27 protein-coding genes are annotated in these 25,920 nt (G+C 66.0%); 15 read left to right on the forward strand and 12 right to left on the reverse strand.

Annotated elements, in window-relative coordinates; all coding sequences use genetic code 11:
* Nucleotides 1–129: 129 nt before the first annotated feature.
* The 7 genes from ISP25_RS19460 to asnS form a co-directional block, all read right to left on the reverse strand.
* Nucleotides 130–561 (reverse strand): RidA family protein, encoded by a 432-nt coding sequence (locus ISP25_RS19460; protein WP_404616063.1) that lies wholly within the window; start codon nucleotides 559–561, stop codon nucleotides 130–132.
* Nucleotides 554–1,225 (reverse strand): carbonate dehydratase, encoded by a 672-nt coding sequence (can, locus tag ISP25_RS19465; RefSeq protein WP_404616064.1) that lies wholly within the window; start codon nucleotides 1,223–1,225, stop codon nucleotides 554–556. The genes ISP25_RS19460 and can overlap by 8 nt, the downstream gene beginning before the upstream one ends.
* Nucleotides 1,226–1,244: 19 nt before the next feature.
* Nucleotides 1,245–2,711, reverse strand: a complete 1,467-nt coding sequence (locus ISP25_RS19470) for an aldehyde dehydrogenase (RefSeq protein WP_404616065.1) — start codon at nucleotides 2,709–2,711, stop codon at nucleotides 1,245–1,247.
* 213 nt (nucleotides 2,712–2,924) lie between these two features.
* Nucleotides 2,925–3,713: an SDR family oxidoreductase gene (locus tag ISP25_RS19475; protein WP_404616066.1), complete on the reverse strand. Its 789-nt coding sequence runs from the start codon at nucleotides 3,711–3,713 to the stop codon at nucleotides 2,925–2,927.
* Nucleotides 3,714–3,729: 16 nt separating this feature from the next.
* Nucleotides 3,730–4,044, reverse strand: a complete 315-nt coding sequence (locus ISP25_RS19480; RefSeq protein WP_404616067.1) for a hypothetical protein — start codon at nucleotides 4,042–4,044, stop codon at nucleotides 3,730–3,732.
* Between the two features lie 2 nt (nucleotides 4,045–4,046).
* A complete protein-coding gene (locus ISP25_RS19485; protein WP_404616068.1) occupies nucleotides 4,047–4,919 on the reverse strand; it encodes a MalM family protein in 873 nt (290 codons plus the stop codon).
* A gap of 14 nt (nucleotides 4,920–4,933) precedes the next feature.
* Entirely contained in the window at nucleotides 4,934–6,334 is a 1,401-nt protein-coding gene (asnS, locus tag ISP25_RS19490) for an asparagine--tRNA ligase (protein ID WP_404616069.1), read from the reverse strand.
* A gap of 162 nt (nucleotides 6,335–6,496) precedes the next feature.
* On the opposite strand from asnS, the gene ISP25_RS19495 reads away from it, so the two are divergent.
* From ISP25_RS19495 to alr, 6 genes are all read left to right on the forward strand, one after another.
* The gene (locus tag ISP25_RS19495; RefSeq protein ID WP_404616070.1) at nucleotides 6,497–6,823 is read left to right on the forward strand and encodes a HesB/IscA family protein; all 327 of its coding nucleotides are present in this window, start codon (nucleotides 6,497–6,499) and stop codon (nucleotides 6,821–6,823) included.
* Between the two features lie 271 nt (nucleotides 6,824–7,094).
* Nucleotides 7,095–7,499, forward strand: coding sequence for a 30S ribosomal protein S6 (gene rpsF, locus ISP25_RS19500; protein WP_192156394.1), 405 nt, complete (start codon nucleotides 7,095–7,097; stop codon nucleotides 7,497–7,499).
* Nucleotides 7,500–7,513: 14 nt separating this feature from the next.
* Nucleotides 7,514–7,744 carry a 30S ribosomal protein S18 gene (rpsR, locus tag ISP25_RS19505; protein ID WP_008213232.1) on the forward strand — a complete coding sequence of 77 codons (231 nt, stop codon included), beginning with the start codon at nucleotides 7,514–7,516 and terminating at the stop codon, nucleotides 7,742–7,744.
* A 105-nt stretch (nucleotides 7,745–7,849) separates the two neighbouring features.
* Entirely contained in the window at nucleotides 7,850–8,302 is a 453-nt protein-coding gene (rplI, locus tag ISP25_RS19510; protein WP_192156392.1) for a 50S ribosomal protein L9, read from the forward strand.
* 302 nt (nucleotides 8,303–8,604) lie between these two features.
* On the forward strand, nucleotides 8,605–9,999 hold the full coding sequence (locus ISP25_RS19515) for a replicative DNA helicase (protein ID WP_192156390.1): 1,395 nt from the start codon (nucleotides 8,605–8,607) through the stop codon (nucleotides 9,997–9,999).
* A gap of 13 nt (nucleotides 10,000–10,012) precedes the next feature.
* Nucleotides 10,013–11,101, forward strand: a complete 1,089-nt coding sequence (gene alr / locus ISP25_RS19520) for an alanine racemase (RefSeq protein ID WP_404616071.1) — start codon at nucleotides 10,013–10,015, stop codon at nucleotides 11,099–11,101.
* On the opposite strand, the gene ISP25_RS19525 is transcribed toward alr, so the two are convergent.
* On the reverse strand, nucleotides 11,098–12,468 hold the full coding sequence (locus ISP25_RS19525) for an MFS transporter (RefSeq protein ID WP_404616072.1): 1,371 nt from the start codon (nucleotides 12,466–12,468) through the stop codon (nucleotides 11,098–11,100). The two genes, alr and ISP25_RS19525, sit on opposite strands and share 4 nt — an antisense overlap.
* A 252-nt stretch (nucleotides 12,469–12,720) precedes the next feature.
* Here ISP25_RS19525 and radA point away from each other — a divergent pair, with 252 nt between their 5' ends.
* Together radA and ISP25_RS19535 are read left to right on the forward strand one after the other, a co-directional pair.
* A complete protein-coding gene (gene radA, locus ISP25_RS19530) occupies nucleotides 12,721–14,097 on the forward strand; it encodes a DNA repair protein RadA (protein ID WP_404616073.1) in 1,377 nt (458 codons plus the stop codon).
* A 246-nt stretch (nucleotides 14,098–14,343) separates the two neighbouring features.
* Nucleotides 14,344–14,700, forward strand: coding sequence for an RcnB family protein (locus ISP25_RS19535; protein WP_192156384.1), 357 nt, complete (start codon nucleotides 14,344–14,346; stop codon nucleotides 14,698–14,700).
* A gap of 44 nt (nucleotides 14,701–14,744) precedes the next feature.
* Here ISP25_RS19535 and ISP25_RS19540 read toward each other — a convergent pair whose 3' ends face one another.
* Genes ISP25_RS19540 through ISP25_RS19550 form a run of 3 tightly spaced genes read right to left on the reverse strand, consistent with a single transcriptional unit; the run spans nucleotide 14,745 to nucleotide 16,442 of the window.
* On the reverse strand, nucleotides 14,745–15,314 hold the full coding sequence (locus ISP25_RS19540; protein ID WP_404616074.1) for a GNAT family N-acetyltransferase: 570 nt from the start codon (nucleotides 15,312–15,314) through the stop codon (nucleotides 14,745–14,747).
* A gap of 13 nt (nucleotides 15,315–15,327) precedes the next feature.
* The gene (locus ISP25_RS19545; RefSeq protein ID WP_404616075.1) at nucleotides 15,328–15,927 is read right to left on the reverse strand and encodes a YdeI/OmpD-associated family protein; all 600 of its coding nucleotides are present in this window, start codon (nucleotides 15,925–15,927) and stop codon (nucleotides 15,328–15,330) included.
* Between the two features lie 8 nt (nucleotides 15,928–15,935).
* Nucleotides 15,936–16,442, reverse strand: coding sequence for a GNAT family N-acetyltransferase (locus ISP25_RS19550; RefSeq protein ID WP_404616076.1), 507 nt, complete (start codon nucleotides 16,440–16,442; stop codon nucleotides 15,936–15,938).
* Nucleotides 16,443–16,586: 144 nt separating this feature from the next.
* Here ISP25_RS19550 and ISP25_RS19555 point away from each other — a divergent pair, with 144 nt between their 5' ends.
* From ISP25_RS19555 to ISP25_RS19570, 4 genes are all read left to right on the forward strand, one after another.
* Nucleotides 16,587–18,110 carry a serine hydrolase domain-containing protein gene (locus ISP25_RS19555; RefSeq protein WP_404616077.1) on the forward strand — a complete coding sequence of 508 codons (1,524 nt, stop codon included), beginning with the start codon at nucleotides 16,587–16,589 and terminating at the stop codon, nucleotides 18,108–18,110.
* 73 nt (nucleotides 18,111–18,183) lie between these two features.
* On the forward strand, nucleotides 18,184–18,552 hold the full coding sequence (locus ISP25_RS19560) for a DUF6249 domain-containing protein (RefSeq protein ID WP_404616078.1): 369 nt from the start codon (nucleotides 18,184–18,186) through the stop codon (nucleotides 18,550–18,552).
* Nucleotides 18,545–19,120 (forward strand): RNA polymerase sigma factor, encoded by a 576-nt coding sequence (locus tag ISP25_RS19565; protein WP_404616079.1) that lies wholly within the window; start codon nucleotides 18,545–18,547, stop codon nucleotides 19,118–19,120. The genes ISP25_RS19560 and ISP25_RS19565 overlap by 8 nt, the downstream gene beginning before the upstream one ends.
* Nucleotides 19,117–19,440, forward strand: a complete 324-nt coding sequence (locus ISP25_RS19570; RefSeq protein ID WP_404616080.1) for a hypothetical protein — start codon at nucleotides 19,117–19,119, stop codon at nucleotides 19,438–19,440. The genes ISP25_RS19565 and ISP25_RS19570 overlap by 4 nt, the downstream gene beginning before the upstream one ends.
* A 148-nt stretch (nucleotides 19,441–19,588) precedes the next feature.
* Here the strand turns inward: ISP25_RS19570 and rpsT are convergent, their stop codons facing one another.
* Nucleotides 19,589–19,852: a 30S ribosomal protein S20 gene (rpsT, locus tag ISP25_RS19575; protein ID WP_192105491.1), complete on the reverse strand. Its 264-nt coding sequence runs from the start codon at nucleotides 19,850–19,852 to the stop codon at nucleotides 19,589–19,591.
* A gap of 193 nt (nucleotides 19,853–20,045) precedes the next feature.
* Here rpsT and murJ point away from each other — a divergent pair, with 193 nt between their 5' ends.
* The 3 genes from murJ to ileS all read left to right on the forward strand — a co-directional run bounded on the left by murJ (nucleotide 20,046) and on the right by ileS (nucleotide 25,820).
* Nucleotides 20,046–21,653 (forward strand): murein biosynthesis integral membrane protein MurJ, encoded by a 1,608-nt coding sequence (murJ, locus tag ISP25_RS19580; RefSeq protein WP_404616081.1) that lies wholly within the window; start codon nucleotides 20,046–20,048, stop codon nucleotides 21,651–21,653.
* A gap of 171 nt (nucleotides 21,654–21,824) precedes the next feature.
* Nucleotides 21,825–22,778 carry a bifunctional riboflavin kinase/FAD synthetase gene (locus ISP25_RS19585; RefSeq protein ID WP_404616082.1) on the forward strand — a complete coding sequence of 318 codons (954 nt, stop codon included), beginning with the start codon at nucleotides 21,825–21,827 and terminating at the stop codon, nucleotides 22,776–22,778.
* 180 nt (nucleotides 22,779–22,958) lie between these two features.
* Nucleotides 22,959–25,820 carry an isoleucine--tRNA ligase gene (gene ileS / locus ISP25_RS19590; RefSeq protein WP_404616083.1) on the forward strand — a complete coding sequence of 954 codons (2,862 nt, stop codon included), beginning with the start codon at nucleotides 22,959–22,961 and terminating at the stop codon, nucleotides 25,818–25,820.
* The last annotated feature ends 100 nt before the right edge of the window (nucleotides 25,821–25,920 follow it).

A 25,920-nucleotide genomic window follows, 5' to 3' on the forward strand; every position in this document is an offset into this window, starting at 1 on the left:
CCCACCGGAATTTCGGCCGTACGAAAAGCCCGCCGATCTATCGGCGGGCTTTTTTTGTGCGTACGGATGGTCGCAGAAACTGCGGTTGGAAGGCGCGAAAAAGGATGGCCGCTTGTGTGCCCCGCGCGATCAGGGAGTAGCGTGCGGATCGATCGCCGCCACGCATTTCAGCTCGATGGCGATGGGCGTGGGCAGCGCAGTGATGCCCAACGTGGTGCGGCACGCGTCCACGCCGGCGAAATGCTCGCTATAGAGGCGGTTGTAGGTGGCGAAATCGCGCGCCATGTCGGTCAGGAACACGGTGACGTCGACCAGATCCTCCCAGCGTGCGCCGCCGGCTTCCAGCACTGCGCGCACATTGGCGAACACCTGCCGGCACTGCGCCTCGATGTCATAGCCAACCAGCTTGCCCTCGATGTCGTAGACGTTGCCGGGGATCGCATTCGTACCCGGTTGGCGCGGCCCCACGCCGGACAGGAACAGGAGATTGCCCACGCGCCGCGCATGCGGGTAGGCACCCACCGGCGCCGGAGCCGCCTCGGTGCGGATGGTTTCAGCCATGGCGCGGAGCCGGGACGCCGCTGAGCCGCTGCAGAGCCGCCTCGTAAGCGGGCCAAAGCGCGTCGCGCGCGTCGACATGCATGCCGAGGTCGTTGATGTGGCCGTTGGCGAGGCTGTAACACCATGCGTGCACGGAGAGTTTCTGGCCGCGCTCCCAGGCATCCATCACCATCGTCGTGTTGCACACGTTGACCACGCCCTCGATGGCGTTGAGCTCGCATAGGCGCGCGTTGCGCAGATCCATCAGCTCGAGCGAACCGAGCAGGCTGTCGTGCTTCCGCGCCACATCGCCCACATGGCGCAGCCAGTTGTCCACCAGGCCGAGGCGGCGATCGTCCAGCACGGCCTGCACGCCGCCGCAGCCGTAGTGGCCGACGATGATGATGTGCTCCACCTTGAGCGCGTCCACCGCGAACTGGATCGTGCTCAGGCAGTTGAGGTCGGTGTGCGACACCACATTGGCGACGTTGCGTTGCACGAAGATCTCGCCGGGAGGCAGGTCGACGATCTGGGTGGCCGGCACGCGCGAGTCCGAGCAGCCGATCCACAGGTATTTCGGTGACTGCTGCTGCGCCAGCTGTTCGAAGAAGCGCGGATCCTGCGCGGTAACGTTGGCGGACCAGCGGCGGTTGCTGTCGAGCAGGGATTGCAGTGGGCTTTTCAAGAAAGACTCCTCGGGGTTTTCAATAGCGGATGCAGACGTTCTTCGCCTCGGTGAAGAAGCGCAGCGCTTCGCCGCCGCCCTCCCGGCCGAGGCCCGAGTGCTTCATGCCGCCGAATGGCGTGCGCAGGTCGCGCAGCATCCAGCAGTTGATCCACACGATGCCGAACTCGAGCTGGCTGGCGAGGCGGTGCGCGCGATTGAGATCGCGCGTCCATAGCGAGGCGGCGAGGCCGTAACCGGTGCCGTTGGCGATGGCCAGGGCTTCCGTCTCGTCCTCGAACGGGATCAGCGTCACCACGGGGCCGAAGATTTCCTGTTGGTTGGTGGCGGCGTCGGCCGTCAGTCCTTCGATCACCGTGGGTGCCACGAACCAGCCGCGCTCGCAGCGGCCCGGTACGGCCACCGCTTCGCCGCCGCAAGCCACGTGCCCACCTTCGGCGCGGGCCTGGCTGATACAGGCCATCACCTTGTCGAAATGCGGCTTGGACACCAGCGCACCCAGGTCGCTGGCGTCGTCGCCGGGATCGCCCACGCGCAGTGCGCGCACGTGCGCGACATAGCGCTCGCGGAAGTCCCGGTAAATCGAGCGCTGCACCAGCAGGCGCGAACCGCACAGGCAGATCTCGCCCTGGTTGGCAAAACCCGATCGCACGATGCTGTCGAGGTTGGCGTCCGAAAGCTCTGCGTCGGCGAACACGATGGCCGGATTCTTCCCGCCCATCTCCAGCGACACCTTCTTGAACTGTGCGGCCGCCGCCGCGGCGATGTGCGCACCGGTGGCGGTGCTGCCGGTGAAGGAAATCGCCTTGATACGCGGGTGCTCGGCGATGGCCTGGCCCACCGTGGGGCCGCGGCCCTGCACGATGTTCAGCACACCGGGTGGCAAGCCGGCTTCGATGCTCAATGCGCCCAGCAGGGCGGCCGTGCAGGGGGTTACTTCCGAAGGCTTGGCCACCACGGTGTTGCCTGCGGCCAATGCGGGCGCGATCTTCCACGTAAACAGGTAGAGCGGCAGGTTCCACGGGCTGATGCAGCCCACCACGCCCAGCGGCTGGCGCAGCGTGTAGTTGATCGCGCCCTGGTCCGGCTGACCCAGCGCCATGGCGTGCGATTCGCCGTTCCACGTTTCGATGGCGGCGGCGAAAAAGCGCAGGTTGCTCACCGCGCGCGGGATGTCCACGCTGCGCGCAAGCTTCACCGGCTTGCCGCTGTCGCGCGACTCCAGCGCAGCGAACTCGTCCAATCGCGCCTCGACCAAGTCGGCGAGGCGCTGCAGCAGGCGTGCGCGTTGTTCGGCGGGCGTGTTGGCCCAAACCGGTGCGGCGCGCTGCGCGGCTTCGACGGCGGCCTCGACGTCGGTGGCATCACCGTCGGGGCAATGGGCGAAGACTTCGCCGGTGGCGGGCTCGAATACATCGAGCCAGCGATCGTTGCGCGGCGGTGCTAGGCGACCGTCGATCAGATTGGCGAGGCGCGTGATGGGCATCCCTGCAAGCTTACGCCGCGCCTCCGGCGATTGCACCGGACGCGGGCGTATTTTCCTGGACATGCGCTTGCTCCCAATGCCTGATTTTACGCGGACGCCAGATTGAAGAGCGAAGGATCGGATGTCCGGCCATGATCGGGTGATGACGTCGGTGCTCGGGCGAACAGCCCGGTCCGATGGCAACTTGGGTCATGGAGAATCGGGAATAGGCGCTTACAGCGAACGCATGCGTCCACCGTCCACCGGCAGGCTGACGCCGGTGATGTAACTCGCGGCGGGTGAGGCGAGAAAAGCCACTGCGGCGGCGATCTCCGAGGCGTCGGCGAAACGGTGCATGGGCACCTCGGCTTCCATTGCCTGCTGCACTTCGATCAGCGGTTTGCCGCTCTTCTGCGCCCGCGCGGCGACGATCTGCTCGATGCGCGGCGTACAGGTGGAGCCGGGCAACACGTTGTTGACGGTGATGCCGAACGGCGCCAGTTCCCCGGCCAGGGTCTTGGCCCAGCTGGCCACCGCGCCGCGCGTGGTATTGGATACGCCGATGCCGGGGATCGGTTCGCGCACCGAGGTCGAGATCACGTTGACGATGCGACCCCAGCCGGCCGCGCGCATGCCGGGCACGACGGCCTGCGCCAGCGTATGGCAGGCCAACAGATGCTGCTGCCACGCGGCGAGGAAATCCTGCGGCGTGGCGTCCAGTACGCTGCCGGGCGGCGGGCCGCCACTATTGTTGACGAGGATATGCACGGGCGCACGGGCGACCAGTGCTTCGGATTGCGCGCGCAGGGCGAGAGCGTCGCCGACATCGACGGCGATGAATCCGTGGTGCTGCTCCGGATGGATGCGAGGCAACGCGGCGGTGAGGGTTTCCAGCACTTCGGCGCGGCGCGCCAGCAGGGTGACATCGGCGCCAAGCTGCGCCAATTCGATCGCGCTGGCGTGGCCGATGCCTTGCGAGGCGCCGCAGACCAGGGCGTGACGACCTTCGAGATTCAATTGCATGGAGGCTCCGGTGGTCTCAGCCCCAGCGCAGGCGCATGCCCAGCGCGGCCAGCCAGCACGACCAACCCAGCCACTGGCTGTAGCGCCAGATGCCGCGCCAGCGGTTGATGTCGCGGTCACCCAGCAGGGTCAGCGCGGGCGAGCGCAGCACGTATTGCATGCGCATCCAGATCCGCAGCGGACCGATCCTGCCTTTGGCCGACTCGATTACTACCTCCCAGTGCTGGGGTTGGCGTTGGCGCATCAGCGAAGCCACCCGGAACGGTGCCACGTAGGAGAGCACGAACAGCACGACGCCGGTGGCCAGCAGGCCGAGGTAGATGGCCAGCACGCTCAGCCCTCCGTGGCCTTGGGGGCAGCGGTATTGGTGCCGGGAGTCGCGCCAGGACTGGTGCTGTTGCTGCCATTCGAGCCGCCACCGTTGCCGCCCCAGGGCAGGGCGGTGCGCAAGGTGTTCAAGAGGCCATCGCCCTGCGGGGGCTTTTTGCAGATCGCATTGTCCACGGCCTTGGCATAGGTGGCATCCATCATACCTACCCAGATCGTGCCATCAGGGCCGTGCGGCACGCTGAAGGTGCCGCTGGCATCCATGCCCAGTGTGGCCTGGGTGTTCTGGGTGGAAAACGCGGTGGGCGACTGCTCCCAGTAGGTCTTGCCCTTCTGCTGATCGGCCGAGCTGTAGATCAGCAGGTAGCGCGCCTGCTTGCTGTTGACGGTGTAGACACCGAACGCACCGGAACTCGCATCGCTCCAGCCCATGTGCTCGCACAGGGAGACGTCGTCGGAGGCGATCGGCTGGAAGCCGCTGTCAAGCAACACCACGGTAGGCGCAAACAGGTAGCTGGACTTCAGCCAGCGGCCGTTCAATTCGGATTTGAACGCCAGTCGGTAGGGCAGCTTGGCGCCTTCCGGCAGGCGAAAGGCGAGGAAGTAGCTGTGCGTGCCGTTGATGTCCGCCACGCTGCTGCCGCTGCCCAGCGTGTACGCCTGCGGCTGCCACGGCAGCATGTCCTGGTAGGAGAAGTCCGCAAAGCTGGTACAGCAGGGCGAAGCGTCGAGCAGTTGCTTCTGCGCCAGCTTGAGCGGTGCATTGCTGGTGTCTGGCGGGCGCAGGTTGGGCGGCACCAGCGTCTTCACGGTGTGACAACCAGCCAGCAGCGTGCCGGCGGCGAGGATGAGGGGCAGGGTGGGGGACCGGCGCTTCATTCGCATCAGTTAACTCAGAATTCGGCCGTCCCTGCCGCACGCGGATAGGGGATGGCATCGCGGATGTTGGAGAGACCGCACACATAGACCAGCAGGCGCTCGAAGCCGAGGCCGAAGCCAGCGTGCGGCACGGTACCGTAACGGCGGAGGTCACGGTACCAGCCATAAGTGGCAGGATCGAGTCCGAATTTGGCCATCCGGGCGTCCAAATGATCGAGGCGCTCCTCGCGTTGTGCGCCGCCGATGATCTCGCCGATGCCGGGCGCCAGTACATCCATCGCCGCCACGGTCTTTTCGTCATCGTTCAAACGCATGTAGAAGGCCTTGATTGCCTCTGGATAGTTCATTACGACCACGGGACGGCCGATATGTTTCTCGGCGAGATAGCGCTCGTGCTCGGTCTGCAGGTCGATGCCCCAGGCCACCGGGTATTCGAATTTCTGCCCGGACCTCTTGAGGATCTCTACGGCCTCGGTGTAATCGATGCGCTCGAACGGCTGGGCGATGAAGGCTTCCAGGCGGCTGATCGCATCCGGTTGCACGCGCTCGGCGAAGAACGCCATGTCGTCCGCGCGCTCCTCCAGCACGGCCTTGAAGATGGCCTTGAGGAAGCCCTCCGCGCAGTCGGCATTGTCGTTGAGATCGGCGAAGGCGATCTCCGGTTCCACCATCCAGAACTCGGCGAGGTGGCGCGGGGTGTTGGAGTTTTCCGCGCGGAAGGTGGGGCCGAAGGTGTAGACCTTGCTCATCGCGAGGCAGTAAGCCTCCACGTTGAGCTGGCCGGACACGGTGAGGAAGGCTTCGCGGCCGAAGAAGTCCTTGCGGAAATCGATCTTGCCGTCCGGCGTGCGCGGCAGGTTGGCCAGGTCCAGGGTGGACAGGCGGAACATGTCGCCGGCGCCTTCCGCGTCCGAGGTGGTGATGATCGGCGTGTTGATCCAGAAGAAGCCCTGTTCGGTGAGCCAGCGGTGGATCGCCGTCATCATGGTGTGGCGCACGCGCGTCACCGCGCCGAACAGGTTGGTGCGCGGGCGCAGGTGCGCCACTTCGCGCAGGAATTCCATGGTGTGCGGCTTGGGCTGGATCGGATAGGTCAGCGGATCGTCCACAAAGCCGGTGACTTCCACCGTGTCGGTCTGGATCTCGAAACGCTGGCCCTTGCCCTGCGACGGCGCCAGCGTACCGGTGACGATCACGCCCGCGCCGGTGGTGAGGTGCTTCACCTCGCTCTCGTAGTTGGCCAGCTTGTCGGTGGCCACGGCCTGGATCGGGTCGAAACAGGAGCCGTCGGTCACGTTGACGAAGGACAGGCCGCCCTTGGCATCGCGGATCGTGCGCACCCAGCCGCGGACCGTGACCACGTTGCCGGCCTCGATGGCACCGGAAAGAGCCTGTTTGACGCTGACCACCGTCATGAATGGGAACTCCTGTTGAAATGTGCCGCAGCGGGCGCATTTAGTAGGGGAACGCGCGTCCTGTGGGGCGCGTGGACAAACCCGCATGATAATCTAGGCCCCGCACGTGCCGCGACCAAAATGGCATGTGTCTTTCCACGTTTCGCACGATTGCCGACAGCCATGACCATCACGATCACCCCCGCCGCCAGCGAACGCATGCGCCGCTTCCTCGCGCAGTCGCCGGACGCCGCCGGCGTGCGTTTCGGCGTGAAGCGCACCGGCTGCTCCGGTTTCGGCTATGTGGTGGATCTGGCCCAGTCGCTGGGCGAAGGCGACCGGCTGATCAGCATCGACGGCGTGCCGCTGGTGGTGGACGACAAGAGCCTGCCGCTGGTGGACGGCACCGTGATCGATTTCCAGAAGCAGGGCCTCAACGCCAGCTTCGTGTTCCACAACCCCAACGCCACCGGCGAGTGCGGTTGCGGCGAAAGCTTCACGGTGGGGTGAACGGGGCGCTACCTATTGCGCTCTTCCCTGAGCGCAAAAGTCAAACGGGCGGCCATGCGGTATTTGTGCGCTCATCCTTGATCGCCAAGGTCAGGCGGGCAGCCATCCATGGCTGCGCTCTTCAAATTCAGTTACTTGCGTCTCCCCTTGCGTTCCCCGTACAATTCCGCTTCTGTCCGCCCCGCAAGGGACGTGATGGGCACTTGCCTCACCGCATCCGGCGGGAGGCTGCGAGGCCATTCCGGCCGCATCCACAAGGAGTCGAACCACGATGTCCCTGCGACATTACGAAGTCGTGTTTCTGGTCCACCCTGACCAGAGCGAGCAGGTCCCTGCCATGATCGAGCGCTACAAGTCGCTGATCGAGGCCGACGGCGGCAAGATCCACCGCCTGGAAGACTGGGGCCGCCGCCAGCTGGCCTACCCGATCGTCAACCTGGCCAAGGCGCACTACGTGCTGCTGAACATCGAAGTCGGCCAGAACGCGCTGAACGAGCTGGAGTCGGGCTTCCGCTTCAACGACGCCGTGCTGCGTCACCTCGTCGTCAAGCGTGACAGCGCCGATACCGAGCAGTCCTTCATCCTGAAGAGCAAGGAAAAGGACGACGCCCGCTCGTCGCGTCGCCGTGATGATGACGTCGACAGCCGCGACAACGACAGCGACAGCGAAGACTGAGAGGAACCACGACCATGTCCAAGTTTTTCCGCCGCCGCAAGTTCTGCCGCTTCACCGCGGAGAAGGTGAAGGAGATCGACTACAAGGATCTCAACACCCTGCGCCAGTACATCACCGAGAACGGCAAGATCGTGCCGAGCCGCATCACCGGCACCAAGGCGCGCTACCAGCGCCAGCTGGCGACCGCGATCAAGCGCGCGCGCTTCCTCTCGCTGCTGCCGTACACCGACAACCACGACGTCTGATGCTCCGGCGCTCTTCTCCTCCGGAGGAGAGCGCCGAAAGCAGGACCTTCGGACAGCCGTCCACGGCTGCGTCGGCCATCCCGGCGCTAACGAAAAGGAATACCCATGGAACTCATTCTTCTGCAGAAAGTGCGCAACCTCGGCGACCTCGGTGACAAGGTCAGCGTGAAGCCGGGCTACGGCCGCAACTTCCTGATCCCGCAGGGCAAGGCCGTACGCGTGAACGCCGCCAACCTGGCTGCGTTCGAGCAGCGCCGCGCCGAGTACGAGGCGCGCGCCAAGAACATGCTGAGCGAGGCCGAAGGCCGCAAGGCCAAGCTGGCCGACGTTTCGGTGACGATCGAAGCGCACGCCAGCCCCGAAGGCAAGCTGTACGGCTCGGTCGGCCCGCGCGACATCGCCGAGGCGCTGCAGGCCGTCGGCCACGACATCCACAAGGGTGAAGTGATCCTGGGCGAAGGCCCGCTGCGCAACGTCGGCGAGTTCGAGGTGGCCATCCACCTGCATGCCGATGTGCAGACCAGCGTCAAGGTGATCGTGGTCGGCGAGAAGAAGTAAGGCCGCCGCCACACGTTTGCGACCACCATCCTTGGTGGTCGCCTTACAGGCCATCGCTGCACGATGTCAAAAATCGCTCCAGGCGATTTTTCGCGAACGGGCGCCTTCGGGCGCCCGTTCGTTTTGGAGCTGGAAGGCGGTTGAGGAGGTGTGCTGCTTATCCCCAACTTTCCCCAGCTTTTCCACAGCTTTCCATCTCGACCCATGAGACGCCGCCGCGCATCATGTGGGTCTTGCCCGCTGTCGAGCGTCGGCGTGTGCCGCGGCGAACGCGGCCGGTTCGTCTTTCCCGAGGTAGCCCGATGTCCTACGTGCCCGAACGCAAGCCTTCGTCGCCGGCCATCGAGGCGCTGCGCGTGCCGCCGCATTCCATCGATGCCGAGCAGGCGGTGCTGGGCGGCCTGATGCTGGCGCCCGACGCGCTGGACAAGGTGGCCGACCGCCTCGGCGAAGAGGATTTCTACCGCCGCGACCACCGCCTGATCTGGCGCGCGATCACCGAACTGGCGAACAAGGGCATGCCCTGCGACGCGGTGACCCTGGGCGACTGGTTCGAGGCCAACGGACTGGCCGAGATGGTCGGCGGCGCGAGCTACTTGATCGAGCTGGCCAACAGCACGCCCAGCGCGGCGAACATCGCTGCCTACGCGGAAATCGTGCGCGAGAAATCCGTACTGCGTCAGCTGATCGATGCCGGCACCTCGATCACCGAGGACGGCTACCGCCCCGAAGGCAAGAGCGTGCAGGAGGTGCTGGAAAGCGCCGAGCAGCGTGTGTTCCACATCGCCGAATCGGGTGCGCGCGGCAAGAAGGATTCCGTCTCCATGCGCGAGGCGGTGAAGGATGCGTTCCGCCTGCTCACCGAGCGCTACGAGAATCGCGGCCAGCTCACCGGCATCACCAGCGGCTTCACCGACCTCGACAATCTCACCTCGGGCCTGCAGCCCTCCGATCTGATCATCGTGGCCGCGCGCCCCTCGATGGGCAAGACGGCCTTCGCGCTGAACATCGCAGAGAGCGCCGCGTTGCGCGCGAAGAAGGCGGTGGTGGTGTTCTCGATGGAAATGTCCGCCTCGCAGCTGGCGTTCCGCCTGATTTCCTCGGTGGGCCGCATCCATCAGCAAGCGCTGCGCAACGGCGACCTCAACGAGGAGGATTGGCCGCGCGTCTCCAACGCCATCGCCATTCTCTCGGAAGCGAAGATCTTCATCGACGACACGCCGGGCCTGTCGCCGGTGGAAATGCGCTCGCGCGCCCGTCGCCTGCACCGCGAGCATGGCGGCCTGGGCCTGATCGTGATCGATTACCTGCAGCTGATGCAGGTGCCCGGGAACAAGGAGAATCGCGCCACCGAGATTTCAGAAATCTCGCGTTCACTGAAGGGGCTCGCCAAGGAACTCAACGTGCCCGTGATCGCCCTTTCGCAGTTGAACCGCTCGCTGGAACAGCGCGCCGACAAGCGTCCGATGATGTCTGACCTGCGCGAATCGGGCGCCATCGAGCAGGATGCCGACGTGATCATGTTCATCTACCGCGACGAGTACTACAACAAGGAATCGGCGGATAAGGGCCTGGCCGAGATCATCATCGGCAAGCAGCGTAATGGCCCCACCGATACGGTGAAGCTCACCTTCCTTGGCCATTACACCAAGTTCGAGAACTACGCTGCCGATTCGTTCGTGGGCAGCTTCGAGTAACCGCGCGCCCCGCATGAGCCGCACAACCGTCGCCACCATTCATCTGGGCGCTCTGCGCCAAAATCTTGCCCGCATCAAGGCCATGGCCGCGCCAGCGAAGGTGATGGCGGTGGTCAAGGCCGACGCCTACGGCCACGGGCTGGAGCGCGTGGCGCGCGCGCTGGACGCCGAGGCCGAATGCTTCGCGGTGGCTGCGCTGGGCGACGGCCTGCGTCTGCGCGCGGCGGGTCACCGCCAGCGCATCGTGGTGCTGTCCGGCCCCGACCAGCCTGGCGACATCGCCGAGATGCAGCGGCTCGGGCTGGAGGCGGCGATCCATCACGAGGCACAGTTGGCGTGGCTGTCCGAAGCCAGCACGGCGCGCGGACGCCTGCGCATATGGTTGAAGATCGACAGCGGCATGCATCGCCTGGGCTTTGCTCCCGAGCGCGTGGCCGAGGTGCATATGCGGCTTGCCGCGATGCCCGGCATCGATGCCGAGATCGGCCTGCTCACACACTTCGCCGAGTCGGAAGTGTTCGACGGCGATGTCACGCGCGTGCAGATCGCGCGCTTCAACGAAGTGACCCATGGCCTCGATGGCCCGCGCTCGCTGTCCAACTCGGCCGCCGTGCTGGGTTGGCCCGAGGCGCGCGCCGACTGGGTGCGCACCGGTGGTCTGCTGTATGGCTTGTCGGTGGTGAACGACAAGAGCGGCGTGGATTTCGGCTTCCGTCCCGCGATGACGCTGTCCACGCGGCTGATCGCGATCAACCGCATCGGCAAGGGCGAGCGTATCGGTTACAACGGCACATGGATCTGCCCGGAGGACATGCCGGTGGGCGTGGCTGCCGTCGGCTATGGCGACGGCTACCCACGCAGCGCGGCCAGTGGCACGCCGGTATTGGTGGGCGACGCGCGCGTGCCGCTGATCGGCCGCGTTTCGATGGATCTTGTCACGCTCGACCTGCGCACGGCACCACAGGCGAAAGTGGGCGACCGCGTCACCCTTTGGGGCGATGGCCTGCCGGCGGAAACCGTCGCAGCCAATGCCGGCACCATCAGCTACGACCTCACCTGCGGCATGACGCGCCGTGTGCTGTTCGTCGAGGACGAAGGCTAGGGCGCTCGCTCGGAAGATGGAGCATGTCCGCGCGCATCCATGTGGCTTGTGCGACCGATAGTCAGCCAGGCGAGAAGCGCACCGCCCAGTTGCACCAGACCACCGGTGACGAGTGCAACGCTGAGCGCATGGGCACCGTTCCCACAGAGCGCGTAGAGCGTGCCTAGGCCGGCGACCCCGAGCGTGGCACCAACCATGCGGGCGACATTGATGAGCGCCGAGGCGGTGCCCGAGCGGGCAGCGGACACCGATGCCACGGCGACGCCCATGAGTGGCCCCGTATTCGCACCCATGCCCAGGCCGGTCAGTACCAGCCCCGCTTGAGCCAGACCCATCGGACGACCGCCTTCGGTCAAGGCGACGACCAGCAGGCCGAGGCCGATGATTCCCGTACCGGCGGCGATGGTCGCGCGTGTGCCGAACCGCTCGGTCAGTGCGCCGGAACACCGGGAGACCATGACGAAGATTGCGGCCATCGGCAGCAGACCCAGGCCGGCCTGCACGGGGTCGAGCGGACTGGCATTCGCGCCAGCGGTCTGCCAGCAGAGCGGCAGCAGGAACAGCAGGCCGTACATCCCGAAGGTCATCGCGGCCGTCGCGCCGATGGCTCCCGTGAAATCCGCTATGCGGAACAGGGAAATCGGCACCAGGGCGGCGTCGCCATGGCGGCGCTCGACTGCCACGAACAACGCGATGGCGAGCGCCGTGACCGGCAGCGTAACGGCGAGCAGGCCGGGTGTTTCGCGGCCTTCGATGGCAGTCAATGCCAGGCCGCCTAGGGCGACGGCACCAAAGATCTGGCCGGCCAGATCGAAGCGTCGACCTTGCGGGTCGGCCGATTCCGGCACGGACAGCCGCGCGAGTACGCAGGCCAGGGCACCCACCGGCAGGACAATCAGAAACACGCTGCGCCAGCCGAAGCCCTGGATCAACAGGCCGCCAAGCGTCGGACCGATCGCGAAGGCCAGACCGTTGCAACCGGCCCAGATGCCCAGCGCACGACCTCGTTCTGCCGGGTCGGTCCATTCGACCCGCAGTATCGCCAGCGACGCAGGCAGCAGAAATGCCGCCCCCAATCCGGCGACGACACGGCCCAGAATGAGTACCGCTGCGTCGTTGGCCACCCCGCAGGTCAGACAGCCGGCGCAGAAGATGGCGACGCCGGCGGTGAAGATGCGGCGCCGGCCGAACAGGTCACCCAGCAGTCCGCCGGTGAGAAGAAAAAGCGCGTACGTCAGGTTGTAGCCATCGACGATCCACTGCAGCGGAGCAACCCCGAGACTCAAGGCGGTCGCTATGGGATGCAACGCGAGGTTGACGACCGAAGTGTCGATCTGCGCAAGCAGGACGCCGAGACACAGGGTCAACAGGAGGCAGCCGCGTCCCTGCGACGACCGATGCGTCGGCACTGCCGTTGCTGCTGCATGGTGTGTGGAAATGGATCGGCGCGATCGCACGAGTGTCGGTCACTGGTGGCAGAGTAGGGGATGAAACTTACGCGGCCTCTGCTGACAGCCTGTTGTCAGCAGACGCGTACGTGGCATCGCGGGGACACGGGTCTCGTGATTTGTGACGATGGGCGACTAAGCTCACTACTTTGCGCTCCGGGAAATGAATCCATGGCCAAGCCCAAGACCGCCTATGTCTGCACCGATTGCGGCGCCGAGCATCCCAAGTGGCAGGGCTCATGCGTGGAGTGCGGGGCGTGGAACACACTTTCCGAGATCGTGCTGCAGCCTGCGGTGAAGTCGGCTGGCGCCGCGCGCGGCGGTTATGCAGGCAAGGCAGCCGGCGCCAGCCGGGTGATGCCGTTGACTGAAGTGGCGGTGACTGCCGAGGCGCGCACACTCACCGGCATTGGCGAACTGGATCGCGTACTGGGCGGCGGCCTGGTCGAGGGCTCGGTGGTGCTGGTGGGCGGCGACCCGGGCATCGGCAAGTCGACTCTGTTGCTGCAGATGCTTGGCACGCTGGGTGTGCAATTGCCCAGCGTCTACGTCACCGGCGAGGAGTCGCTGGCGCAGGTGGCGTCGCGCGCGCAGCGCCTGGGCCTGCCCCTGGCGCCGCTGCAGGCGCTGGCCGAAACCTGCATCGAACGCATCCTGGAACAGGCTGCGGTGGCGAAGCCGCGTGTGCTGGTGATCGATTCGATCCAGACGATCTGGACCGAGCTGCTCACCGCCGCGCCGGGTTCGGTGTCGCAGGTGCGCGAATCAGCGGCGCGGCTCACGCGCTTCGCCAAGGAAACCGGGACCAGCGTGTTCCTCGTCGGCCATGTCACCAAGGAGGGCGGCATCGCCGGTCCGCGCGTGCTGGAGCACATGGTGGACGCGGTGCTGTATTTCGAGGGCGAATCCGGCAGCCGCTTCCGCGTGTTGCGCGCATTCAAGAACCGCTTCGGGGCGGTCAACGAACTGGGCGTGTTCGCGATGGGCGACAAGGGCCTGCGCGAGGTGCCCAATCCGTCCGCGATCTTCCTTTCCGTGCATGCCGGCCCCACGCCGGGCAGCGCGGTGATGGTGACCCGCGAAGGCACCCGGCCGCTGCTGGTCGAGGTGCAGGCATTGGTGGATCAATCTTCGCTGGGCAATCCGCGCCGGGTGGCGCTGGGCCTGGAGCAGAACCGCCTGGCGATGCTGCTGGCCGTGCTGCACCGGCATGGAGGCGTGGCTGCCTATGACCAGGATGTGTTCATCAACGTGGTGGGTGGCATCCGGGTGCAGGAGACCGCCGCGGACCTGCCGACGCTGCTGGCGGTGTTGTCCTCACTGCGTGACCGGCCGCTGCCGGAAAAGACCATCGCGTTTGGCGAAGTGGGCCTGTCCGGCGAAATCCGCCCGGTGCCGAACGGCGAGGAACGCCTGAAGGAGGCCGCGCACCACGGTTTCCGCCGCGCCATCGTGCCCAAGGCGAACGCGCCGAAGTCCGGCCGCGTGGGCGAACTGGAAGTGGTCGGTGTGGAACGGTTGGCGCAGGCGATCGACGCTTGCCGTTGATCGCCGAACGGGGCGTGGGGTTTCGGGTTGGTACAGGTTCCGCGGGCGGCACGGCAAAGGCCGTCGCAAACAGACGGAGTCGCGGCATCGTCCGCCGGTCGGGCAACAGGGGCGCTTCGAGGATTCACGCAAGGTTGAGGGTGTTGGTTGGATCGTGGGGTTGCCACGGTAGGTCTTGTAACCGGACAGGAGCCAGCAGGTGCGTTGCAGCATCGCGGGCCTTGGAAATTGACCGAGGAGGATTCCATGAAGAAGCTTATTGGCGTCATCGTGTTGAGCGGTTCCCTGCTGGCTTCGGCCGGCGCCGCTGTCGCCCAGCAGTACGGGCCACCCGGCCAAGGCTATCCGCCGCCGGGTCATGGCCCGCAGCACTTTCACGGCATGTATGACCAGGGACGCCACGAGGGTTGGTACAAAAGGGGCGGTCACCTGCCGCCCTCGTATCGCGGTCGGCAATACGTGGTATCCGATTGGCACAGCGCCCATCTGCGCCCGCCACCGCGCGGCTATCACTGGGTACGCAGCGACAACGGCGACTTCCTGCTGGTGGCGGTCACCACAGGCGTGATTGCCAGCATCATCGCGGCCACGGCCGGCCACTGATGTCGTTCGATCTCCTGCCGATGCCATGGCATCGGCAGGAGACTTCAGGTCGACTCCATGACGTGCGCAAGCGCGGCGGTTGAAACCAGGGCGGCGAATGGCGTGGGCGACGGCGGTGGAATCGTCGCCGCCTGCAACTCCTTCTGCCACACGCCCACGTCCCACCAGCGGCCCAGTTTCCAGCCGCTCTGTCGCCACACGCCAGCCGGTGCGAAGCCCATCGCTTCGTGCAACGCCACGCTGGCCGTGCCGGGCAAGGTGATGACGCCCACGGCCTGCGTAAGGCCCTGCAGGCGCATCGCATCGAACAGGCAGCCGTAGAGTCGGCGTGCAATGCCGCGGCCCTGCGCGTCGGCATGCACGTAGATCGAGGTCTCGGCGATCCAGTCGTAAGCCGCGCGCTCGCGGAAACGGTAGGCATAGGCATAGGCCAGTACTTCGCCGCCTTCCTCCCATACCAGCCACGGGTAGTGCGGCAATCGTGCGCGCACGCGTTCGCGCATCGCGTCCACGCCGGGCAGCACGGTTTCGAACGTGGCCATGCCATCGGTGACGTGCGGCGCGTAGATCGCGTGGATGGCGGCGGCGTCTGCTTCGTGTGCAACGCGGATCATCGGACGGCGGTCCTCATTTCTCGTATTTCCAGTTGCGACGCTTGCCTTCGGCCAGCCACTCCAGTGTGGTGGCGAGGCGTTTCTGGCGAGTGGCGTCGGTTTTCGCCTCAACGATCCAGGCGATGTACTCGCGTTTGCAGCCATCCGGAAAAGCTTCCCAGGTCTTGCGGGCGGCGGCGTGCTTGCGCTGGGCGAGCAGGGCAATGAAATCCTCGGGCGGTGTGAGCGGCGGTTTGGTGCCCGCTTTGGCACGCGCCGACTTCACGCCCGCTTCGTTCAACGCCATCGCCTTGCCGATCAGGGCGATCAGCGTTTTCTTCGCAGGCAAATCCTTCGTCGAGGCGAGTTTGCCGAACTGGCCCATGCCGTCTTCCGCGTCGCTGCCCGTGACCTGCTTGCTCAACCAGAAGCCGAAGCCGCAGTGCTGCTTGAACGAGGCCATCATGCACAGCGGGGCGTCGCGATAGACGAAGAACGGCATGCCCCACTTGATCGCTTCCTCGACTTCCGGGCAGGCCGAATGCACCACCGCACGCAGGTATTCGAGGATAGGGCGGGCGAACTCGGCGGACTTGGCAATGTAGGCGTCGATGCGCGGATCCTGGTTCGCCATGGCCTGCCTCAAAGCTCGCGTATGAAGAAACGGTCGCAACTGAAGTGCCCGGTGCCGCCCATCGGCGCGCACAGCAGAGTGAAGCCGGACTTCGTGTAGAGCGCCTGTGCCGCATCCATGCCGGTGAGCGTTTCCAGGTAGCAACGGCGGAAGCCGTGCGTGCGCGCCGCGTCGAGGCAGCGCTGCATCATCGCCGCGCCAGCGCCGATGCCGCGCGCCTCCGGCAGGAAGTACATCTTGCGCAGCTCGCACACGTCCGCTTCGCCGTTCACCAGCGGCGCGATGCCGCCGCCGCCGATCACCCTGCCGTCGCGCTCGACTACGAAGTAGCTGCAGTGCGGTTGCGCATAGGCCGCGCTCATCGCGTCCACCTCGGCGTCGTGGATCGCGAAGCCGGGGCCGTCGGCGCCGAACTCGGGCATCACCGTGCGGATGATCGCTGCAACCGCGGCGTCGTCGCGCGGCTCAATGGGACGGATCAGGAGCTCTATGGGATGGATCGGGATCGGCGGCATGTCGGCTCCGGCGGGTGGTCGTGCCGATTATTCCATTCCCCGCTGCGGGCGCCAGTGGCGCATTGAATCCAATCGCCCGGTTCTTTGCATCCAAGCCTTCGACATCCGCGCTTGTGCGGACAGGACACCGATCAGGAGAGCGCAATGAGGAACCGACCCATCCATGCCCGCTTGCCCAAGGTACGGGGGCGTTTGCTGGCCTTCGTTCTAGCCTCCGCGGCAGGCATGCCCGTAGCCATGGCGGCGACCCAGACGATGAACCCCGCACTGCCAGACACGCCCGTCGGAAAGCTCGCCGGCACGCTGGTCCGGCATATCGATACCGACAATCCGGCGCAGATCCGGCAGTGGGCTCCCAGCATCCTGTCGGCGTCCGTCGACCCCGACGACAAGACGGACTTCATTGCCGGCCTGGTTTCGGCCGTGCGCGACGAAGGCGGCGTGGACGTGTTCGACGTGCGTACGGATCCGCATCAGCCGGGATTGCTCGAAGTCGCGGTCAAGGGACGACGCAATGCGCAAACCGGTCTGTTCTGGCTGGTCGCCGACCCGGCGCATCCCGACCGGTTCACGCAGGTGCACCTGGTCGGGATGGACAACCCGCTTTACGCCGACTGGCCCAAGGGACCGGTGTCGCATGCGGAGCTGGGTAAACAGATACACGCCATGCTGGACCGGCTGGTGAGCGTGTCCGATTTCTCCGGTTGCGTGACCGTACTCGATGGCGGCGAGACCGTATTCGACGAATGCCGCGGGCAGGCCGACCGCAGCTTCAACGTGCCGGTCGATCACCAGACGAAGTTCCATGTCGGCTCGGTCGGCAAGATGTTCACCGCGGTCGCCATCGCGCAACTGGTCGAGGCCGGCAAGCTGTCATGGGACGACACGCTGGCGAAGCGGGTGCCGGAGTATCCCGATCAGGCGACGGCGAAGAAGATCACCGTGTGGGAACTGCTGCACCACACTTCGGGCCTAGGCGATTTCATGGTGCCGGACTATTTCGAGCACGCCCAGCACTACGTCAACCCGGCGGACTACCTGGGTCTGATCGCCCGTCAGCCCAAGGTGGGCGAACCGGGCAAGGGGCTGAGCTACAGCAACGCCGGCTACGTCCTGCTCGGCCGCATCATCGAGAACGCCTCCGGCGAAAGCTATTTCGACTATATCCAGCATCACATCTTCGAGCCCGCACATATGACATCCAGCGGCTTCGACAGCGAAGACGAGATCGTGCCCGGGCTGGCGGTCGGCTACTACCACGACGACGGGGTGTTCTCTCGCAAGTGGAAGGCCAACTGGGTGCTGGGCGTCTACAAGGGCAGTCCCGCCGGTGGCGGTTATTCCACCAATGCCGACCTGTTGCGGTTCGTCGCGGCCCTGCACGGCGGCAAGCTGCTCAAGCCCGCCACGCTGGCGAAGATGTTCGACGGCGAAGTGCCGAATGAAGGCGGCCCCGGTGCCATTGGCGCCGGCATCGACGAACGCCTCTCGCACGGCCGTCACATCCGCGGCCACCAGGGCGGCATCGAAGGCACCACGGCAGACCTGGAGATGATTTCGGAAACCGGCGCGGCCGTGGCCCTGACCAGCAACGAAGGGCCCTCGCAACATTGGTTGCTGGCCGAGCAGATTGCCGATCTGCTTGCCGCCGAAGGCGCGAAGAACTGAGTTTCGGAAAGCGCGTCGTCCAATCAATCGTCATCAAAGCCGCACGGCCCGATACATCTTCTGGAGCAAGCCCATGGAATTCCTTTTCATTCCCTTCGTGGTGATGTCGGCCCCGGTCCTCATCGTCCTGATCCTGCTGCGTTACCGCTATCTGCAGACACAGGCGCGCTACCGCACCTTGATGCAACTGGCCGACAAGGGCGTGGAGCTGCCGCCGCAACTGCTGGTGGAGCCGCAGGTGGCCTATTGCGAACGGCGTCGTGCGCTGGTGCTGATCGGCATCGGCCTCGGGCTGATGGCGATGCTGCTCGCCTTGCCTGGCCAGCTCGACGACGGCCGCAGCATCGGCAGCTTGTGGGGGCTGGGCCTGCTGCCCCTGATGACCGGCCTGGGCTATCTCGCCAGCTGGTGGTTGAACCGGCGCGACAGCCGGCATGGCTGACGGCGATGCCGAGGCACGCATCGACCAGGCCCTGGTGGCGCGTGCCCTGCTGGACCAGGACCGCAGGGCGTTCGAGCAGTTGGTGCGCCGCCATCAGGGCATGGTGCGCGCCCAGCTGCGCCGGCTGCTGCACGGCGACGAGGCGGCGGCCGACGATCTGGCGCAGGAAAGCTTCCTGCTCGCGTGGCGCAAGCTGGGCCAGTTCCGTGGCGAATCGCGCTTCTCCACCTGGCTCTATCGCATCGCCTACAGCTGTTTTTTGCAGGCACTGCGCAAGCGGTCATGGACCGTCGACGAAACTGGCGAAGGCGAACTCGAACGGTTCCCGGCGTCGTCCCAGTCGGTCGACTTGCAACTGGATATCGAGCGCGCAATGCAGCGCCTCTCAGCCGGCGAGCAGGCGGTACTGCTGCATTGCGTGCAGCTCGGCCTCAGTCACGAAGAGGCAGCCTATGTGCTGGCGATGCCGTTGGGTACCGTGAAGACCCATGCGCTGCGCGGCAAGACGAAACTCAAGGCCTGGCTCTCGGCCTGGCAGGAAACCATCGGTGAGGAGCGGACATCATGAGCCACACATCTGACGATGAACTCGATGCATTGCTGCGTCGGAGCTTCGATGGGCCCGTGCCAGACGAGGGCTTCAGCGAGAAGCTGATGCAGCGACTGCCACCACATAGGCGCCGCATCGCATGGCCGTTGTGGAGCGGCGTTCTGGCCGGGGTAGGGGCTGGCGGGTTGAGCTTGCTGCGCGCGCCCTTGCTGGGTGACGGCCTGCGCGACTGGCTGCGTGGCGAGTGGTCGGCACCGGCGGTTGCGCTGTTGTTGGCGGCGACCGGCATGTCGCTGCTGGCCTGCTGGTGGAGCATGGCCGAGGCGGATGCGCGCTGACCCGCAAGGTGGTCACTCACGGGCAAAAGTCGCCTGAAGCGACTTTGACTAAGTGCCAGGGATGGCCTGAAAGGCAGCCGGCAAGGTCGGTGGCCGCAAAAAAAGCCGGCATCAGCCGGCTTTTTTCGTGACGTGCGAAGCGAGCGGCTTACGCCAGCTCGTGGATCTTCGCGTTCAGGCGGCTCTTGTGGCGAGCGGCCTTGTTCTTGTGGATCAGGCCACGCGAAGCGTAGCGATCCATCACTGGCTGGGCAGCGGCGAAAGCTTCCACGGCCGCAGCCTTGTCCTTGGCCTCGATGGCCTTGACGACCTTCTTCAGCGCGGTGCGCACCATGGAACGGGCGCTGATGTTGCGCAGGCGGCGCTGCTCGGACTGGCGCGCACGCTTCTTCGCGGACTTGATGTTGGCCAAGGTAAAACTCCCGAATCGCGGGTTGCAGGTTGGAGAAAGATGGAAATTATGCGGGTGATTCGCCCACGCGTCAAGCATTTAGGCAGCAACGGATAGGGGCGCCCGCATTCGGCCATGATCCACCGATGATCTTGCCCGCGACGGCTGGCAGACTGTGCGCCCATTGCCCGCACTATCCAGGATTCCCTACCGGATGAAGTCCCCCAGCATGTTCCGCGGGCTGCTCTCGTTCAGCAGCATGACGATGATATCGCGCGTGCTCGGACTGGTCCGGGATATGTCGCTCAACGTGGTGTTCGGCGCCAATGCGGTCACCGACGCGTTCTGGGTGGCGTTCCGCATTCCCAACTTCATGCGCCGGCTGTTTGCCGAAGGCTCCTTCTCCACGGCTTTCGTGCCGGTGTTCACCGAGGTGAAGGAAAAGGGTACGCACGAGGACCTGCAGCGCCTGATGTCGCGTGTTTCCGGCACGCTGGGCGCGGTGCTGCTGCTGGTTACCGCGTTGGGGCTGATCTTCGCGCCGCAGGTGGCCACGGTGTTCGAGCCGGGCGCGCTGGACCAGCCGCACAAGTTCGACCTCACCATCGACCTTTTGCGGCTGACGTTTCCCTTCCTGCTGTTCGTCTCGCTGACCGCGCTGGCAGGGGGTGTGCTCAACAGCTTCCACCGCTTCGCCCTCCCGGCGCTGGCGCCGGTGATCCTCAACGTGTGCATGATCGTGGGCGCGCTGTGGCTGTCGAAGCACCTCGCCGTGCCGATCATGGCGATGGGCTGGGCGGTGCTGGTGGCGGGCGTGCTGCAATTGCTGTTCCTGCTGCCGTCGCTGCGCAAACTCGACCTGTTGGTGTGGCCGCGCTGGGGCTGGAGCCATCCGGAGGTGAGGCGCATCCTCAAGCTGATGGTGCCTACGTTGTTCGGCTCATCGGTGGCGCAGATCAACCTGCTGCTGGATACGGTGATCGCCTCGTTGCTGATCACCGGGTCGCAGAGCTGGTTGTCGCTGTCCACGCGTTTCCTCGAACTGCCACTAGGCGTGTTCGGTGTGGCGCTGGGCTCGGTGGTATTGCCGTCGCTGTCGCGCCATCACGTGAATACGGATCGCGAGGGTTTTTCGCGGGCGCTGGACTGGGGGCTGCGGCTCACCTTGTTGATCTCGGTGCCGGCGATGTGCGCGCTGCTGCTGCTGAGCGAGCCCATCGTGAGCACGTTGTTCCAGCATGGTCGTTTCAATGCCTTCGATACGCACATGTCCACGCTGTCCATCCTCGCGCTGTGCTGCGGCTTGCCGGCCTTCGCGCTGGTGAAGGTGCTGCTTCCGGCGTTCTATGCGCGGCAGGACACCAAGACCCCGGTGCGCGCCGGCGTGGCAGCGATGGTGATGAACATGCTGTTCAACGGCGTCTTCATCGCGATGCTGTTCGAAATGTGGGCGACGCCGGCGGCGCGGCAGGTGGGCTGGCTGGCCGGGATCGCGCAGGTGCCGGGGCTGCACCTGGGACTGGGTATCGCCAGTTCGCTGTCCAGCTACCTCAACTTCGTGCTGCTGTGGCATTGGCTGAAGCGCACCGGCGTGTACCAGCGCCAGCCGGGCTGGCTGCGCCACTGGGCACGGCTGGCGCTGGCCTGTGCCGCGATGGTGCTGGTGCTGGCGGCAGGCCGCTGGCTGTGGCCGGACTGGGACCATGCCGCCACCTTCACCCGCGTCTGGCGCCTTGCCGTGCTGGTGGCGGCGGGCGGAGCGGCCTACGTCGCGACGCTGTTTGCTGCCGGCTTGAGGATGCGGGACCTGCGGGCGGTTTGAATGTGACCCCTCACGGGCGAAGATTGGCAGGCGGATATCCATGGCCGCGCTTTTTTGGATGCAGTTTTCCGCGGTCGCGAAGACGCAGGCGGCAGGCCACCCTGCCTGCACTTTTCATCGAAGCCATGCCAATCGGCGGCGTAATCGGGGGCAGCCCGATATACTGGTGCTATGACGAAACTTTCCCGCGATTTGGCCGGCCCATGTCTTGCACCCAACGGCAGCGTGGTGGCCATAGGCGCGTTCGACGGCCTGCATCGCGGGCACCAGGCCTTGTTTGCACAAGTGCAGCGCCGTGCACGATCCTTAGGCTGCGCCTCGGCGGTGGTGACGTTCGAGCCGCTGCCGCGGACCTATTTCTCATCCGAACCTGTGCCACGCCTTTCCAGCGTGCGTGAAAAACTGCTCGGCTTTGCGGCGGCGGATTTCGAACAGGTGCACATGCTGCGCTTCAATGACGAGCTGGCCGCCATGTCTGCCAGGGACTTCGTGCAGCGCGTATTGGTCGAACGCCTGGCAGCCAAAGAAGTATGGGTGGGCGCGGACTTCCGCTTCGGACACAAGCGTGGCGGCGATGTGGCCTTGCTGCGCGAACTGGGCGAAAAGGCCGGGTTCGCCGGCTGCGTGATGCCGTCGATCCTGCTGGATGGCGCCCGCGTCTCCGCCAGCCGGGTGCGCCAATTGCTGGGCGCAGGCGATTTCGCTGCTGCTGCTGCGCTGCTCGGTCGCCCGTTCGTGATCGAGGGCAAGGTGGAATACGGCAACCAGCTTGGTCGTACGCTGGGTTTCCCAACGGCCAACGTGCATCTGCGCGAGCGGGTCAGCCCGGTGCAGGGCATCTTCGCCGTGCGCGTGGGGTTGGGCGAGGGCGAATGCAGCTGGCCGGGCGTGGCCAGCCTGGGCGTGCGCCCCACGGTGAACCAGGTCAGCCGGCCGCTGCTGGAAACCCACCTGTTCGATTTCGAGGGCGACCTGTACGGCCGGCGCATTGCAGTGGAGTTCGTCGCCAAGCTGCGCGACGAACAGAAATTCCAGGACCTGGATGCACTGAAGGCGCAGATGAATCATGATGCGCACTCGGCCCGGGAAATCCTGGGCATGAATCCGGTACTGGCCCGCGCATGAGCACCTGCAAGCCCAACCTGCCGCATTCCATGCGCGAGCGCGCCAGCGCAGTCGCGGCGATCATTATTATTTGAAGGCATCCGCCCGCAGCGCGAGCGCCTGCCGCCGCGCGCGGCGGGCGGCACGATAGCGCCTCGGGCCGGCCGGCTCCGGGGCGGGAACCGAGAGGCACCCGAAGCGATGAGCACCGATTACAAGAGCACGATCAACCTGCCGCAGACGGATTTCCCGATGCGCGGCGACCTGCCCAAGCGCGAGCCGGGCTGGCTGGCCGGCTGGGAGACGGGCGGCCGCTACGCGCGGATCCAGCAGGCCACGGCAGGGCGCGACAAGGCCTTCGTGCTGCATGACGGGCCGCCCTACGCGAACGGCGCGATCCACATCGGACACGCGGTCAACAAGATCCTCAAGGACATGGTGGTGCGCTCCAAGCTGCTCGCCGGCCACCGCGCGCCTTATGTGCCGGGCTGGGACTGCCACGGGCTGCCGATCGAGATCGCGGTGGAGAAACAGCACGGCAAGCCCGGCGAGAAGCTCGACGCGCGCGCGTTCCGCCAGAAGTGCCGCGAATACGCCGCCGAACAGATCGACACCCAGCGCGCCGGCTTCAAGCGCCTGGGCGTGCTGGGCGACTGGGAAAACCCGTACCGCACGATGGATTTCAAGTACGAGGCCGACATGGTGCGCGCCTTGTCGCGCATCGTCGCCAACGGCCACGTGGTACGCGGCGCCAAGCCGGTGTACTGGTGCTTCGATTGCGGCTCGGCGCTGGCCGAGGCGGAGATCGAATACGGCGACAAGGTCTCGCCGGCGGTGGACGTGGCCTACGACGCGGTCGATCCCAAAGAGCTGGCTGCGAAGTTCGGCGTGGACGCTGGCGATGCCGTTGTCGCCGTGCCGATCTGGACCACCACGCCGTGGACGTTGCCGGAAAGCCAGGCCGTGTCGCTGGGCGCGGAGCTGGAGTACGCACTGGTCGATGGCCCCGCGCGCAACGGCAAGCGCGTGCTGCTGGTGATCGCCGCTGCGCTGGTGGAGAAGGCGCTGGCGCGCTACGGCGTAGAGTCGCCCACGGTGCTCGGCCATGCCAGCGGTGCCGCGCTCAATGGCACGAAGCTGCAGCATCCGTTCTACGAGCGCGTCGTGCCGGTGATCCTCGGCGACCATGTCAGCGCCGAGGACGGCACCGGCGCGGTGCACACCTCGCCCGACCATGGCGTGGAGGATTTCGTGGTCGGCCGCGAGAACGGCATCGGCCTGCTCAACTACATCGGCGCGCGCGGCACCTACCGCGACGACACGCCGAAGGCCGGCGATCTGGACCTGGCCGGCATGCACGTGTGGAAGGCCAACGACGCCATCGTCGAGCTGCTGCGCGCGCGCGGCGTGCTGCTGGCTTACGCGAAGATCGAGCACAGCTATCCGAACTGCTGGCGCCACAAGACGCCGGTGATCTTCCGTGCCACGCCGCAGTGGTTCATCGGCATGGAACAGGCCGGGCTGCGCGCCACCGCGCTGAAGTCGATCAAGGACGTGCGCTGGGTGCCGGGCTGGGGCGAGGAGCGTATCGCCGGCATGGTGGCCGGACGTCCCGACTGGTGCATCAGCCGCCAGCGCACCTGGGGCGTGCCGATCGCGTTGTTCGTGCACAAGGCGACGCAGGAGCCGCATCCCGATTCCGTGGCGCTGATGGAACAAGTGGCCAAGCGCATGGAGCAGGGCGGCATCGACGCGTGGTACGACCTCGATTCCGCCGACTTGCTGGGTGACCAGGCGAAGGACTACGACAAGGTCACCGACGTGCTGGACGTGTGGTTCGACTCCGGCGTCACCCATTTCGGCGTGATCGGCCAGCGTCCCGAGCTGCAGAAGGGCAGCGCGTCGCAGTACAAGGTGATGTACCTCGAAGGTTCCGACCAGCACCGCGGCTGGTTCCAGTCCTCGCTGCTCACTTCGGCGGCGATCCATGGCCGCGCGCCCTACGACGACGTGCTCACCCATGGCTTCACCGTGGACGCCTCGGGCCGCAAGATGTCCAAGTCGCTGGGCAACGTGGTCGCGCCGCAGAAGGTGATGGACACGCTGGGCGCCGACGTGCTGCGCCTGTGGGTGGCCTCGGCCGACTACCGCAACGAGATGAGCGTCTCCGACGAGATCCTCAAGCGCGTGTCGGATGGCTACCGCCGCCTGCGCAACACCGCGCGCTTCCTGCTCGGCAACCTCGACGGCTTCGATCCGGCGAAGCACCTGGTGAAGGTGGAAGACAGCTTGCTGCTCGACCAGTGGGCCGTGCAGCAGGCCTACGACGTGCAACAAGCGGTGGCCGCCGCCTACGAGCGCTACGACTTCCCCGAGGTGGTGGCGCGCGTGCAGAACTTCTGCACCAACGAGATGGGCGCGCTGTACCTGGACATCACCAAGGACCGCCTCTACACCATGCCCACCGACAGCCACGGCCGGCGCAGCGCGCAGAGCGCGATGTACCGCATCGCCGAGGCGCTGGTGCGCTGGCTGGCGCCGATCCTGGCCTTCACCGCCGAGGAAATCTGGCAGGCGCTGCCGGGCGAACGCGGCGAAAGCGTGCTGCTGGAGACCTGGTACGAAGGCCTGGTAGCAACGCAGGCTTCGCCGGAACAGCGGCGCTGGTGGAGCGACCTGCTGGCGGTGCGCGACGGCGCCGCGCGCGTGCTCGAAGGCATGCGCAAGGCCGAGCAGATCGGCGCGGCGCTGGAGGCGAGGCTGGCGATCAACGCCGACGCCGCCACGGTGGCGCGCTATGCGCCGGCGCTGGACGAACTGCGTTTCTTCTTCATCACTTCCGACGCGAGCCTCGCGGCCGCCGAAGCCCAACCCGCCGGCGCGGAGGCCGTGGAACTGGATGGCGCCAAGGCCTGGGTCTCGGCCAGCGTCAGTGAGGCCGCCAAGTGCGTACGCTGCTGGCACCGCCGCGACGACGTGGGCAGCCACGCCGATCACCCGGAACTCTGCAGTCGCTGCGTGAGCAATGTGGAAGGGCCGGGCGAGACGCGCCGCTGGTTCTGATGCTTTGCTTTTCCTCCTCTCCCCTTCGGGGAGAGGAGCGAGGTGAGGGGCGGGTGCTCGCGGAAATCCCTCCTGACACACGCTCCGATTTAGCCTCACA

This window comes from Rhodanobacter hydrolyticus (assembly GCF_044904645.1).

Coding starts and splice junctions, on each gene's coding strand:
- ISP25_RS19570 (WP_404616080.1), top strand. CDS start 19,117: ATGAGCCACACATCTGACGATGAACTCGATGCATTGCTGCGTCGGAGC.
- ISP25_RS19565 (WP_404616079.1), top strand. CDS start 18,545: ATGGCTGACGGCGATGCCGAGGCACGCATCGACCAGGCCCTGGTGGCG.
- rplI (WP_192156392.1), top strand. CDS start 7,850: ATGGAACTCATTCTTCTGCAGAAAGTGCGCAACCTCGGCGACCTCGGT.
- asnS (WP_404616069.1), bottom strand. CDS start 6,334: ATGACGGTGGTCAGCGTCAAACAGGCTCTTTCCGGTGCCATCGAGGCC.
- rpsR (WP_008213232.1), top strand. CDS start 7,514: ATGTCCAAGTTTTTCCGCCGCCGCAAGTTCTGCCGCTTCACCGCGGAG.
- rpsF (WP_192156394.1), top strand. CDS start 7,095: ATGTCCCTGCGACATTACGAAGTCGTGTTTCTGGTCCACCCTGACCAG.
- ISP25_RS19515 (WP_192156390.1), top strand. CDS start 8,605: ATGTCCTACGTGCCCGAACGCAAGCCTTCGTCGCCGGCCATCGAGGCG.
- ISP25_RS19485 (WP_404616068.1), bottom strand. CDS start 4,919: ATGAAGCGCCGGTCCCCCACCCTGCCCCTCATCCTCGCCGCCGGCACG.
- ISP25_RS19585 (WP_404616082.1), top strand. CDS start 21,825: ATGACGAAACTTTCCCGCGATTTGGCCGGCCCATGTCTTGCACCCAAC.
- ISP25_RS19555 (WP_404616077.1), top strand. CDS start 16,587: ATGAGGAACCGACCCATCCATGCCCGCTTGCCCAAGGTACGGGGGCGT.
- alr (WP_404616071.1), top strand. CDS start 10,013: ATGAGCCGCACAACCGTCGCCACCATTCATCTGGGCGCTCTGCGCCAA.
- ISP25_RS19545 (WP_404616075.1), bottom strand. CDS start 15,927: ATGGCGAACCAGGATCCGCGCATCGACGCCTACATTGCCAAGTCCGCC.
- ISP25_RS19460 (WP_404616063.1), bottom strand. CDS start 561: ATGGCTGAAACCATCCGCACCGAGGCGGCTCCGGCGCCGGTGGGTGCC.
- ISP25_RS19495 (WP_404616070.1), top strand. CDS start 6,497: ATGACCATCACGATCACCCCCGCCGCCAGCGAACGCATGCGCCGCTTC.
- radA (WP_404616073.1), top strand. CDS start 12,721: ATGGCCAAGCCCAAGACCGCCTATGTCTGCACCGATTGCGGCGCCGAG.
- ISP25_RS19560 (WP_404616078.1), top strand. CDS start 18,184: ATGGAATTCCTTTTCATTCCCTTCGTGGTGATGTCGGCCCCGGTCCTC.
- ISP25_RS19535 (WP_192156384.1), top strand. CDS start 14,344: ATGAAGAAGCTTATTGGCGTCATCGTGTTGAGCGGTTCCCTGCTGGCT.
- murJ (WP_404616081.1), top strand. CDS start 20,046: ATGAAGTCCCCCAGCATGTTCCGCGGGCTGCTCTCGTTCAGCAGCATG.
- ileS (WP_404616083.1), top strand. CDS start 22,959: ATGAGCACCGATTACAAGAGCACGATCAACCTGCCGCAGACGGATTTC.
- ISP25_RS19470 (WP_404616065.1), bottom strand. CDS start 2,711: ATGCCCATCACGCGCCTCGCCAATCTGATCGACGGTCGCCTAGCACCG.
- ISP25_RS19540 (WP_404616074.1), bottom strand. CDS start 15,314: ATGATCCGCGTTGCACACGAAGCAGACGCCGCCGCCATCCACGCGATC.
- ISP25_RS19475 (WP_404616066.1), bottom strand. CDS start 3,713: ATGCAATTGAATCTCGAAGGTCGTCACGCCCTGGTCTGCGGCGCCTCG.
- ISP25_RS19550 (WP_404616076.1), bottom strand. CDS start 16,442: ATGCCGCCGATCCCGATCCATCCCATAGAGCTCCTGATCCGTCCCATT.